The 11,681-nt window shown below is 68.9% G+C and carries 13 protein-coding genes; all 13 read left to right on the forward strand.

Annotation, left to right across the window (positions count from 1 at the left end; translation table 11 throughout):
- The first annotated feature begins 41 nt into the window (after positions 1-41).
- On the forward strand, positions 42-689 hold the full coding sequence (locus tag ACFWIA_RS28235) for an L-threonylcarbamoyladenylate synthase (RefSeq protein WP_385492136.1): 648 nt from the start codon (positions 42-44) through the stop codon (positions 687-689).
- On the forward strand, positions 686-1,339 hold the full coding sequence (locus ACFWIA_RS28240) for a protein-tyrosine-phosphatase (protein WP_387009864.1): 654 nt from the start codon (positions 686-688) through the stop codon (positions 1,337-1,339). Before ACFWIA_RS28235 ends, ACFWIA_RS28240 begins: the two co-directional genes overlap by 4 nt.
- Positions 1,340-1,444: 105 nt before the next feature.
- Complete coding sequence (locus ACFWIA_RS28245; RefSeq protein WP_387009865.1) at positions 1,445-1,744, forward strand: hypothetical protein; 300 nt, start codon at positions 1,445-1,447, stop codon at positions 1,742-1,744.
- A 167-nt stretch (positions 1,745-1,911) separates the two neighbouring features.
- Positions 1,912-3,465, forward strand: coding sequence for an MraY family glycosyltransferase (locus tag ACFWIA_RS28250; RefSeq protein ID WP_387009867.1), 1,554 nt, complete (start codon positions 1,912-1,914; stop codon positions 3,463-3,465).
- Positions 3,466-3,859: 394 nt separating this feature from the next.
- Complete coding sequence (locus ACFWIA_RS28255) at positions 3,860-4,297, forward strand: hypothetical protein (RefSeq protein WP_387009869.1); 438 nt, start codon at positions 3,860-3,862, stop codon at positions 4,295-4,297.
- A gap of 222 nt (positions 4,298-4,519) precedes the next feature.
- The gene (atpB, locus tag ACFWIA_RS28260; RefSeq protein WP_387009871.1) at positions 4,520-5,341 is read left to right on the forward strand and encodes a F0F1 ATP synthase subunit A; all 822 of its coding nucleotides are present in this window, start codon (positions 4,520-4,522) and stop codon (positions 5,339-5,341) included.
- A 71-nt stretch (positions 5,342-5,412) separates the two neighbouring features.
- Complete coding sequence (gene atpE, locus ACFWIA_RS28265; protein WP_205069235.1) at positions 5,413-5,643, forward strand: ATP synthase F0 subunit C; 231 nt, start codon at positions 5,413-5,415, stop codon at positions 5,641-5,643.
- A 40-nt stretch (positions 5,644-5,683) separates the two neighbouring features.
- The gene (locus ACFWIA_RS28270) at positions 5,684-6,229 is read left to right on the forward strand and encodes a F0F1 ATP synthase subunit B (RefSeq protein ID WP_387009873.1); all 546 of its coding nucleotides are present in this window, start codon (positions 5,684-5,686) and stop codon (positions 6,227-6,229) included.
- 5 nt (positions 6,230-6,234) lie between these two features.
- Positions 6,235-7,050, forward strand: coding sequence for a F0F1 ATP synthase subunit delta (locus tag ACFWIA_RS28275; RefSeq protein WP_387009889.1), 816 nt, complete (start codon positions 6,235-6,237; stop codon positions 7,048-7,050).
- 115 nt (positions 7,051-7,165) lie between these two features.
- Positions 7,166-8,761 carry a F0F1 ATP synthase subunit alpha gene (gene atpA / locus ACFWIA_RS28280; RefSeq protein ID WP_387009875.1) on the forward strand — a complete coding sequence of 532 codons (1,596 nt, stop codon included), beginning with the start codon at positions 7,166-7,168 and terminating at the stop codon, positions 8,759-8,761.
- 20 nt (positions 8,762-8,781) lie between these two features.
- Entirely contained in the window at positions 8,782-9,699 is a 918-nt protein-coding gene (locus ACFWIA_RS28285; protein ID WP_387009877.1) for a F0F1 ATP synthase subunit gamma, read from the forward strand.
- Positions 9,699-11,141 (forward strand): F0F1 ATP synthase subunit beta, encoded by a 1,443-nt coding sequence (gene atpD, locus ACFWIA_RS28290; protein WP_387009879.1) that lies wholly within the window; start codon positions 9,699-9,701, stop codon positions 11,139-11,141. The genes ACFWIA_RS28285 and atpD overlap by 1 nt, the downstream gene beginning before the upstream one ends.
- Positions 11,142-11,249: 108 nt before the next feature.
- On the forward strand, positions 11,250-11,624 hold the full coding sequence (locus ACFWIA_RS28295; protein WP_387009881.1) for a F0F1 ATP synthase subunit epsilon: 375 nt from the start codon (positions 11,250-11,252) through the stop codon (positions 11,622-11,624).
- The last annotated feature ends 57 nt before the right edge of the window (positions 11,625-11,681 follow it).

Consider the following 11,681-nt stretch of genomic DNA (forward strand, 5'->3'; position numbering starts at 1 on the left):
CCCCGAACCACACCCAGAACGCGCACGAGGAGGCCCGCTAGATGGCACGGCGATACGACACCAACGACGCGACCGACCGCATCACCGGTCTGCGTGAGGCCGGGTCCGCCGTCCGCCGGGGCGAGCTGGTCGTGCTGCCCACCGACACGGTCTACGGCATCGGCGCCGACGCCTTCAGCTCCGAGGCGGTCGCCGACCTGCTCGACGCCAAGGGCCGCGGGCGCAGCATGCCCACCCCCGTGCTCATCGGTTCCCCGAACACCCTGCACGGGCTCGTCACCAACTTCTCCGAGCTGGCCTGGGAACTCGTGGACGCGTTCTGGCCCGGAGCGCTCACCCTGGTCGCCCGGCACCAGCCGTCGCTCCAGTGGGACCTCGGTGACACCCGGGGCACCGTCGCCGTCCGGATGCCGCTGCACCCGGTCGCCATCGAACTGCTCACCGAGGTCGGCCCGATGGCCGTGTCCTCCGCGAACCTCACCGGGCACCCCGCCCCCGAGAACTGCGACGCCGCCCAGCAGATGCTCGGCGACGCCGTCTCGGTCTACCTCGACGGCGGCCCGACGCCCGGCATCGTGCCCTCGTCCATCGTGGACGTCACCGGCGAGGTGCCCGTCCTGCTCCGCGCCGGCGCCCTCGACGCGGACGAGCTGCGCAAGGTGGTACCCGACCTTGAGGTGGCCAATTGACGGCCCCTGAGGGGCGTGGCATAGGCACGGGGGTCACCGGCACCGGGGACACGTTCCGCATCCTCCACGTCAGCACCGGCAACGTGTGCCGCTCGCCCATCACCGAGCGGCTGACCCGGCACGCCCTGGTGGGGCGGCTCGGCGACCCGCTCGGCGGCGGCGTCGTCGTGGAGAGCGCGGGCACCTGGGGCCACGAGGGCGCGCCCATGGAGACCAACGCCGAGACGGTCCTCGCCGACTTCGGCGCCGACCCCACCGGCTTCACCGGACGCGAACTCCTCGACGACCACGTCATCCGCGCGGACCTGGTGCTGACCGCCACCCGCGACCACCGGGCGCAGGTGATCTCCATGGGCCACTCCGCGGGGCTGCGCACCTTCACCCTGAAGGAGTTCACCCGGCTGGTGCGCGCCATCGACCCGGCGACCCTGCCCGACCCCCGCGACGAGGGGGTCGTCGAACGGGCCCGCGCCCTGGTGCGGGCCGCCGCCGCGCTGCGCGGCTGGCTGCTGGCGCCGTCCGTCGACGCCGACGAGGTGTTCGACCCGTACGGGGCGCCGCTGCCGTTCTTCCGTTCCATCGGCGACGAGATCCACGAGGCGCTGGACCCGGTGGTCACCGCGCTGACGGGCGTCACCGCGGGGCGCTGAACCGGCCGCCACCGGGCCCCGGACCCGGCGGCGGCATGCAGGGGGAGCCGGGCGTGCGGCCCACGCCCCTCCGAAGGCCGCCCCCACGGTCGTACGGGTCCCGCAGTGATCATCCCGGTCCGTCCGCTCGGCCGCGGCCCGAGGGCCGCACAGGGTCTGCTGGCGGCGGCGGGGATCATGGTGGAGGGGGCCCGTGCCCCCATCGGTAGGGAAGGCCGCGCACCGCGGCTGGAAACGGCCGCGACGACCGTCCGGGGGAGGGGCGAGCCGGAAGCGGCGCGGATCGCGGTACTGTTCGCGGCGCCGCTCCGTGGCAAGATCGTCGGAACGTCCGTCCGGGACGAGGTACGAACACTCGTCCGTGCACGGCCGGCCTTCCCGCAGTACCCCGACCAGCGGGGGTGACGCATTTCCGCCGGGGGCACATGCGCGCGGAGCGGTACGGCGGGCGACGATGACGGGGACCATAGGTTCTCCGTGCAACCATGCTCGCTACCCGGAAGTCCCCATACCCATGCACCCGAGGCTAGGCTGTGGGGCTGAGCTGGCCGAAGACACCTGTGGGGAAGCCTGTGCGTGAATACCTGCTGACGCTCTGTGTCACGGCTGCGGTGACCTATCTGCTCACGGGCCCGGTGCGGAAGTTCGCCATCGTGGCCGGGGCGATGCCGGAGATCCGCGCCCGTGACGTGCACCGGGAGCCCACGCCCCGGCTCGGCGGTATCGCGATGTTCTTCGGGCTCTGCGCGGGTCTCCTCGTCGCCAACCACCTCACCAATCTCAGTGAGGTCTTCGACGGCTCCAGCGAACCGCGCGCCCTGCTGTCCGGCGCCGCGCTGATCTGGCTGGTCGGGGTCCTGGACGACAAGTTCGAGCTCGACGCGCTGATCAAGCTGGGCGCCCAGATGATCGCCGCGGGCGTCATGGTCATGCAGGGTCTGGCGATCCTCTGGCTGCCGATCCCCGGTGTCGGCATGGTCGCGCTCACCCAGTGGCAGTCCACGCTGCTCACCGTGGCGCTGGTCGTCATCACGATCAACGCGGTCAACTTCGCCGACGGGCTGGACGGGCTCGCCGCGGGCATGGTGTGCATCGCCACCCTGGCCTTCTTCCTCTACGCGTACCGCCTCTGGTTCGGCTACGGCCTGGAGGCCGCGGCCCCGGCGACCCTGTTCGCGGCGCTGCTGCTCGGGATGTGCCTCGGCTTCCTGCCGCACAACATGCACCCCGCGCGGATCTTCATGGGCGACTCGGGCTCCATGCTGATCGGTCTGGTGCTCGCGGCGGGCGCCATCTCCATCACCGGTCAGGTCGACCCGGACAGCCTGTTCGGCCCCGGGCAGGCCGGCGGCCTGCGGGAGGCGGTGCACGCCACGGTGCCCGTCTACATCCCGCTCATCCTGCCGCTCACCATCATCGCGCTGCCCGCCGCCGACCTCGTCCTGGCGATCGTGCGGCGCACCTGGCGCGGCCAGTCGCCGTTCGCCGCCGACCGCGGACACCTGCACCACCGGCTCCTCGACAGCGGTCACTCGCACAGCCGCTCGGTGCTGATCATGTACTTCTGGGCCGCGCTGATCTCCTTCGGCACGCTGGCCTACTCGGTCAACGCCGCGTCCATGTGGATCGTCCTGGGCGTCGCCGTGCTCAGTGCGGTGGGCCTGGTGCTGCTCCTGCTGCCCCGCTTCACCCCGCGCGCGCCGCGCTGGGCGGAGGCGTTCGTACCGCCCCGCTACCGGCGCCGCAAGCTCCCCCTCGGCGCCGCCGAGCAACTCCCCGGCGCCGAGGGGGAGTCGGAGCCCGCCGCGGCGACGGTCTCCGGATACCCGGGCGCGAGCCGTACCGAAGTCCCCGTCGCGGCCGGTGTGGGTGCTGCCGCCGGGACGTCGCGCGGTGTGCGGGCGGCGGGGGATAACGGTTCCGGCACATTCGCGGGAACGGAGGGTGTCCCGGCGGTGAAGGACGGGGGCGCCGACCGCGCCGCGGGGGACACCGAAGGCGTCAACGGGGCCGCGGCGGCGGGGGGTTCGTCCACGCCCGTCCGGGCCGGGGGCGTCAACGGGGCGACGGCATCCGGCCTCCGGCACCGCTTCCGCGACCGCCGCCGGGCCGACACTTCGCGCTGAAACGGCGCCCGTCGCGGGGCCCACGGGCCGGCGGAGCGGTTCCTCCAGCGGTCACCGCAGTCCTCACCGGACCGCCGCGTGCGCGAAATGTGCTCGCTCGCTGACGCTTTGTGGCCAACTCTCCGTACCGTACCGGCCAGGCAAACACTCTCAATACCAGCCAAAGAGCCTTCTGTCATGCACATATGGGCTGGTTCACTCTCAAGCGTGACTGCTGGCACACTTCACAGGTAAAGACCTCATCAAATAGTTTGTGATACCGTTCACGAGAACCCGGGGTAGCGCCGGAGGACCGTAGTGCGACGGCCTTCTGGACCGACTTTCTGTCTCGATTTCCGGGTTTACGCTCGTCCATGACGACACCTGCCCCCATCCAGTAAGCGGAGTTGCCGCCATGCCGTCCCAAGACGCACGCACCGTCATCCATGCCGTCGTACCCACCGCAGCCGTGGGAGCCGTAGCCGCGGGCATCAGTGCCGCGGTCGCCGGCGGCAAGGGGGCACTCGGAGCGGCTGTGGCGACCGTCGTCGTGATCCTCTTCATGGGAATCGGACTCGTGGTGCTCCTGCGCATCGCGAGGTCGCTCCCGCAGCTGTTCCAGGGCATGGGTCTGATGCTCTACACGACCCAGATCCTGTTGCTCTTCGTCTTCCTTGCCACCTTCAAGGACACCGATCTCTTCCACCCGAAGACGTTCGCGATCACGCTCGTCGTGGCCACGCTCGCTTGGATCGGGGCTCAGGCCCGCGCCCACATGAAGGCCAAGATTCTCTACGTGGAACCCGAGGAATCGAAGGGTGAGAAGCCCGCGAAGACCGGTTCCTCGTCGTGAGGGGTAGGGCCGGTATAAGGGCGGGACGGACTTACTGCTATCGTCCGGTGCCAACTGCGGCATCGCGGGCGCGGGCATCCAAGCTGACGCCTGCTCTAGCGCGAGGCTTGATGCCCGACCGCCGCCCCCACACCCGTAACACCAGTCCAGTGCCGTATTGCGGCTGCGTGCCGCGCCGACACAACGAGGTTGCCGTACCTATGCGCCACGAAGGAGCCCGCGGTGAGTGCTGACCCGACGCAGGTGCTCGCCTTCGAGACCGATTGCCACATCTTCGACGGTTGTGGCTTCCCGGCTCCCGGCCTGCACTCGTTCCTGTTCAAGCCCATCTGGGGCGACGCGGACAGCAACCTGTACTTCAACAAGCCGATGCTGCTCGCGATCCTCGGGTCGATCATCATCATCGGTTTCTTCTGGGCCGCTTTCGCCAAGCCCAAGATCGTCCCCGGCAAGCTCCAGATGATCGCCGAAGCCGGCTACGACTTCGTGCGCCGGGGCATCGTCCACGAGACCATCGGAAAGCGCGAGGGCGAGAAGTACGTCCCGCTGATGGTCTCCCTGTTCTTCTTCGTCTGGATCATGAACCTCTGGGCGATCATCCCACTGGCCCAGTTCCCGGTGACGTCGGTCATCGCCTACCCGGTGGCGCTCGCAGGCATCGTCTACGTCGTCTGGGTGTCGCTCACGTTCAAGCGGCACGGTTTCGTCGGCGCTTTCAAGAACTTCACCGGATACGACAAGTCGCTCGGACCGGTGCTCCCGCTGGCCATGGCCATCGAGCTCTTCTCGAACCTGCTCGTCCGGCCCTTCACCCACGCCGTGCGACTGTTCGCGAACATGTTCGCGGGCCACACGCTGCTGGTGCTCTTCACCATCGCCGCCTGGTACCTGCTCAACGGCATCGGCATCGCCTACGCGGGTGTCTCGTTCATCATGGTCCTGGTCATGCTCGCCTTCGAGCTCTTCGTCCAGGCCCTCCAGGCGTACGTGTTCGTGCTCCTGGCGTGCAGCTTCATCCAGGGTGCGCTCGCCGAGCACCACTGAGCCTCCCCTCCGTTCCACATTCGTCCGGTGGCCAACCCCCACCGGTCCGGTAAAGAAAAGGAAGAACTGGCATGTCCCAGACCCTTGCCGCTGTCTCCGGCTCGCTCGGCTCCATCGGTTACGGCCTCGCCGCCATCGGCCCCGGCGTGGGCGTCGGCATCATCTTCGGTAACGGCACCCAGGCCCTCGCCCGCCAGCCCGAGGCCGCCGGTCTGATCCGCGCCAACCAGATCCTCGGCTTCGCCTTCTGTGAGGCGCTCGCCCTCATCGGTCTGGTCATGCCGTTCGTCTATGGCTACTAAACGTCTCGCCACGACCAGCCACTAGACGAAAGGCACTGATATGAGCCAGCTGCTCATTCTGGCGGCCACCGAGGAGCAGAACCCCCTCGTTCCGCCGATCCCTGAGCTCGTCATCGGCCTGATCGCCTTCGTCATCGTCTTCGGCGTCCTCGCCAAGAAGCTCCTCCCGAACATCAACAAGGTTCTGGAGGAGCGCCGCGAGGCCATCGAGGGCGGCATGGAGAAGGCCGACGCGGCCAAGACCGAAGCCCAGAGCGTGCTGGAGCAGTACAAGGCCCAGCTCGCCGAGGCCCGGCACGAGGCCGCGCGCCTGCGTCAGGACGCGCAGGAGCAGGGCGCCACGCTCATCGCCGAGATGCGCGCGGAAGGCCAGCGCCAGCGTGAGGAAATCATCGCCGCTGGTCACACGCAGATCGAGGCCGACCGCAAGGCCGCCGCTCAGGCGCTGCGCCGGGACGTCGGTCAGCTCGCCACCGAACTGGCCGGGAAGCTCGTCGGCGAGTCCCTTGAGGACCACGCCCGACAGAGCCGCACCATCGACCGGTTCCTCGACGAGCTCGACGTGAAGGCCGAGGCCGCCCGGTGAGTGCGCTGCACGGAGCCAGCCGTGAGGCCCTGGCCACGGCGCGTGAGCGGCTCGACGCACTGACGGACAGCACGTCCGTCGACGCGTCGCGGCTCGCTGACGACCTGGCCTCGGTCACCGCGCTGCTCGACCGCGAGGTGTCCCTGCGTCGGGTCATCACCGACCCGGCGCAGTCCGGGGACGCCAAGGCCGGCCTGGTCGGTCGCCTCCTGGACGGGCAGGTCTCCGGCGAGACGGTCGACCTGGTCTCCGGGTTGGTGCGTTCCCGCTGGTCGCGCTCCCGCGACCTGGTGGACGCGCTGGAGGAGCTGGCGGACGTCGCCGACCTCACGGCCGCCCAGCGTGCCGGCACGCTCGACGACGTGGAGGACGAGCTGTTCCGGTTCGGCCGGATCACTTCCTCGGACACCGGGCTGCGTGCCGCGCTCACCGACCGGACCGCGACGGCAGCCGCCAAGGAGCAGCTGTTGAGCACCCTGCTCAGCAGCCGCGCCCAGGCGCAGACCACCCGACTGGTCACGCGACTGGTCACCCGGCCCCGGGGACGTAGCCTGGAAGCGGGACTGGAGTCCCTGTCCAAGCTCGCCGCGGAGCGCCGTGACCGCATGGTCGCGATCGTCACCTCGGCCGTACCGCTGAGCGATCAGCAGAAGCAGCGCCTGGGTGCGTCCCTGGCGAAGCTGTACGGGCGGGCGATGCACCTGAACCTGGACGTGGACCCCGCGGTCCTCGGCGGAATCCGGGTGCAGGTCGGTGACGAGATCATCAACGGCGGCATCGCGGACCGCATCGACGAAGCCAGCCGCCGCATGGCCGGCTGAGCAACAGAACAACGTACGTCCGACGGCCCTGGTTGGGCCGTACAGAAGGATTCCTGGGGGTCGCCCCCAGACCCCCAAAGAACTTCGGGCCCAACAAGGAGAGCAGGGAACCCAGATGGCGGAGCTCACGATCCGGCCGGAGGAGATCCGGGACGCGCTGGAGAACTTTGTCCAGTCGTACCAGCCGGACGCGGCCTCGCGCGAGGAGGTCGGTACGGTCACCCTTGCCGGCGACGGCATCGCGAAGGTCGAGGGACTGCCCTCGGCCATGGCCAACGAACTGCTGAAGTTCGAGGACGGCACCCTGGGCCTCGCGCTCAACCTCGAAGAGCGCGAGATCGGTGCCATCGTCCTCGGCGAGTTCAGCGGCATCGAGGAGGGCCAGCCGGTGCAGCGCACCGGTGAGGTGCTCTCCGTCGCCGTGGGCGAGGGTTACCTCGGCCGCGTCGTCGACCCGCTCGGCAACCCGATCGACGGCCTCGGCGACATCGAGACCAGCGGTCGTCGTGCCCTTGAGCTGCAGGCCCCCACGGTCATGCAGCGCAAGTCCGTGCACGAGCCGATGGAGACGGGCTACAAGGCCGTCGACGCGATGACCCCGATCGGCCGCGGCCAGCGTCAGCTGATCATCGGTGACCGCCAGACCGGCAAGACCGCTCTGGCCGTCGACACCATCATCAACCAGCGCGACAACTGGCGCACCGGTGACGTGAACAAGCAGGTGCGCTGCATCTACGTCGCCATCGGCCAGAAGGGCTCCACCATCGCGTCCGTGCGACGCGCCCTGGACGAGGCCAACGCGCTGGAGTACACGACCATCGTCGCCGCCCCGGCGTCCGACCCGGCCGGCTTCAAGTACCTGGCGCCGTACACCGGTTCGGCCATCGGCCAGCAGTGGATGTACGAGGGCAAGCACGTCCTCATCATCTTCGACGACCTCTCGAAGCAGGCCGACGCCTACCGCGCCGTGTCCCTGCTGCTGCGTCGTCCGCCGGGCCGTGAGGCGTACCCCGGTGACGTCTTCTACCTGCACTCCCGTCTGCTGGAGCGCTGCGCCAAGCTCTCCGACGACATGGGCAAGGGCTCGATGACGGGCCTCCCGATCGTGGAGACCAAGGCCAACGACGTCTCGGCGTTCATCCCGACCAACGTCATCTCCATCACCGACGGCCAGTGCTTCCTGGAGTCCGACCTGTTCAACGCCGGCCAGCGTCCGGCCCTGAACGTCGGCATCTCGGTCTCCCGCGTCGGTGGCTCCGCCCAGCACAAGGCGATGCGCCAGGTCTCCGGCCGACTCCGCGTCGACCTCGCCCAGTTCCGTGAGCTGGAGGCGTTCGCCGCCTTCGGTTCCGACCTGGACGCCGCGTCGAAGGCGCAGCTGGAGCGCGGTCAGCGCATGGTCGAGCTGCTGAAGCAGCCGCAGTACCAGCCGATGGCCACCGAGGACCAGGTCGTTTCCGTGTGGGCCGGCACCACGGGCCGCATGGACGAGGTCCCCGTCGTCGACATCCGCCGCTTCGAGACGGAGCTCCTGGACTACCTGCACCGCGAGGAGCAGGGTCTGATGACCTCCATCAAGGAGGGCGCGAAGATGTCGGACGACACCATCACCGCCATCTCCGACGCGGTCGCGGCGTTCAAGAAGCAGTTCGAGACCTCGGACGGCAAGCTGCTCGGCGAGGACGCGCCTGCCGTCAACGTCTCCAAGTGACGTAGGAAGGGACCTGACTCATGGGAGCCCAGCTCCGGGTCTACAAGCGTCGCATCCGATCCGTCACCGCGACCAAGAAGATCACCAAGGCGATGGAGATGATCGCCGCCTCGCGTGTCGTCAAGGCGCAGCGCAAGGTGGTGGCCTCCGCGCCGTACGCGACCGAGCTGACACGCGCGGTCACGGCGGTGGGAACGGGTTCGAACACCAAGCACCCGCTGACCACGGAGGCGGAGACGGCTCGCCGCTCCGCGGTGCTGCTCCTCACGAGCGACCGCGGACTGGCCGGCGCCTTCAACTCCAACGCGATCAAGGCGGCGGAGCAGTTGACCGCCCGCCTCGAAGCGGAGGGCAAGGAGGTCGTCACGTACATCGTCGGCCGCCGCGGTGTCGCCCACTACAACTTCCGTGAGCGCGAGGTCGCGGAGCAGTGGACCGGCTTCACCGACGAGCCCACGTACGCGGACGCCAAGAAGGTCGCCGGACCGCTGATCAGCGCGATCGAGCAGGACACGGCCGATGGCGGGGTCGACGAGCTGCACGTCGTCTACACGGAGTTCGTGTCGATGATGACGCAGAACGCGGTCGGCAGCCGGCTGCTTCCGCTGAGCCTGGACGAGGTCGCCGACCAGGCGCCCACCAAGGGCGAGATCCTCCCGCTGTACGACTTCGAGCCGTCGGCGGAGGACGTCCTCGACGCCCTGCTGCCGCGGTACGTCGAGAGCCGGATCTACAACGCGATGCTCCAGTCGGCCGCTTCGAAGCACGCTGCCACGCGGCGTGCGATGAAGTCGGCCACCGACAACGCGGGTGAGCTGATCAACACGCTCTCCCGACTTGCCAACGCGGCCCGACAGGCCGAAATCACCCAGGAAATCAGCGAGATCGTCGGCGGCACCGCAGCCCTGGCCGACGCGAACGCGGGGAGTGACAGGTAATGACGACGACAGTTGAGACGGCCGTTGCCACGGGCCGCGTCGCCCGGGTCATCGGCCCGGTCGTCGACGTGGAATTCCCCGTCGACGCCATGCCCGAGATCTACAACGCCCTGCACGTCGAGGTCGCCGACCCGGCCAACGAGGGCGAGAAGAAGACGCTGACGCTTGAGGTCGCCCAGCACCTCGGCGACGGTGTCGTCCGTGCGATCTCCATGCAGCCCACCGACGGTCTGGTCCGCCAGGCCCCGGTGACGAACACCGGCAAGGGCATCACGGTGCCGGTCGGCGACTTCACCAAGGGCAAGGTGTTCAACACCCTCGGCGAGGTGCTGAACCACCCCGAGGAGAACGCCAACGTCGGTGAGCGCTGGCCGATCCACCGCACCGCCCCGGCCTTCGACCAGCTCGAGTCGAAGACCGAGATGTTCGAGACCGGTCTGAAGGTCGTCGACCTCCTCACCCCGTACGTCAAGGGTGGAAAGATCGGTCTGTTCGGTGGTGCCGGTGTCGGCAAGACCGTGCTGATCCAGGAAATGATCATGCGTGTCGCCAACCTCCACGAGGGCGTCTCCGTCTTCGCGGGCGTCGGTGAGCGCACCCGTGAGGGCAACGACCTCATCGACGAGATGGAGGAGTCCGGCGTCCTCGATAAGACGGCGCTGGTCTTCGGCCAGATGGACGAGCCCCCGGGCACCCGGCTGCGCGTGGCCCTCGCGGGTCTGACCATGGCGGAGTACTTCCGCGATGTGAAGAAGCAGGACGTGTTGTTCTTCATCGACAACATCTTCCGCTTCACCCAGGCCGGTTCCGAGGTGTCGACCCTGCTCGGCCGGATGCCCTCCGCGGTGGGTTACCAGCCGAACCTGGCCGACGAGATGGGTCTCCTCCAGGAGCGCATCACCTCGACCCGTGGTCACTCGATCACCTCGATGCAGGCGATCTACGTCCCCGCGGACGACCTGACCGACCCGGCCCCGGCCACCACCTTCGCCCACCTCGACGCGACGACGGTGCTCTCCCGTCCGATCTCGGAGAAGGGCATCTACCCGGCCGTGGACCCGCTGGACTCCACGTCCCGCATCCTGGACCCGCGGTACATCGCGAAGGAGCACTACGACGCGGCCATGCGCGTCAAGACGATCCTTCAGAAGTACAAGGACCTCCAGGACATCATCGCGATCCTCGGTATCGACGAGCTGGGCGAGGAGGACAAGCTCGTCGTCCACCGTGCCCGTCGCGTCGAGCGGTTCCTGTCCCAGAACACCCACGCCGCCAAGCAGTTCACCGGTGTGGACGGTTCGGACGTGCCGCTGGACGAGTCCATCACCGCGTTCAACGCGATCTGCGACGGGGACTACGACCACTTCCCGGAGCAGGCGTTCTTCATGTGCGGTGGTCTTGAGGACCTGCGCAAGAACGCCAAGGAGCTGGGCGTCTCCTGAGCCCCGAGCTCATGGGTGAGGGGGCCCTGCCCGGCCCCCTCGCCCTCGCCTCTACACTTTTGACCCAACACCCGGCACACCCGCCGGGTGGTGACCCGAGGAGCACCCTTGGCTGCTGAGCTGCACGTCGAGCTGGTCGCCGCGGACCGGAATGTCTGGTCCGGCGAGGCCACCCTGGTCGTCGCGCGCACCACCTCCGGCGACATCGGCGTCATGCCCGGTCACCAGCCGCTGCTCGGTGTGCTGGAGTCGGGCCCGGTGACGATCCGTACGAGTGACGGCGCGACCGTCATCGCCGCCGTCCACGGCGGGTTCGTTTCGTTCGCCGACAACAAGCTGTCGTTGCTGGCCGAGATCGTCGAGCTGTCGGACGAGATCGACGTCCAGCGCGCGGAGCGGGCGTTGGAGCGCGCGAAGAGCGAGGCGGACGCCGCCGCCGAGCGACGCGCCGATGTCCGCCTGCGTGCGGTGGCGGTGCGCTGACCTGGCGCACTGTGTGACATGACTCAGCCGCGGCCCGGTCCGGAGACTCTCCGGACC

It is taken from the genome of Streptomyces sp. NPDC127068 (assembly GCF_042724695.1).
Lineage (GTDB): Bacteria > Actinomycetota > Actinomycetes > Streptomycetales > Streptomycetaceae > Streptomyces.

What these genes read in the sequence shown, in the direction of transcription:
- ACFWIA_RS28235 (WP_385492136.1), top strand. Translation starts at nt 42, where the DNA reads ATGGCACGGCGATACGACACCAACGACGCGACCGACCGCATCACCGGT.
- ACFWIA_RS28255 (WP_387009869.1), top strand. Translation starts at nt 3,860, where the DNA reads ATGCCGTCCCAAGACGCACGCACCGTCATCCATGCCGTCGTACCCACC.
- atpE (WP_205069235.1), top strand. Translation starts at nt 5,413, where the DNA reads ATGTCCCAGACCCTTGCCGCTGTCTCCGGCTCGCTCGGCTCCATCGGT.
- ACFWIA_RS28270 (WP_387009873.1), top strand. Translation starts at nt 5,684, where the DNA reads ATGAGCCAGCTGCTCATTCTGGCGGCCACCGAGGAGCAGAACCCCCTC.
- atpA (WP_387009875.1), top strand. Translation starts at nt 7,166, where the DNA reads ATGGCGGAGCTCACGATCCGGCCGGAGGAGATCCGGGACGCGCTGGAG.
- ACFWIA_RS28285 (WP_387009877.1), top strand. Translation starts at nt 8,782, where the DNA reads ATGGGAGCCCAGCTCCGGGTCTACAAGCGTCGCATCCGATCCGTCACC.
- atpD (WP_387009879.1), top strand. Translation starts at nt 9,699, where the DNA reads ATGACGACGACAGTTGAGACGGCCGTTGCCACGGGCCGCGTCGCCCGG.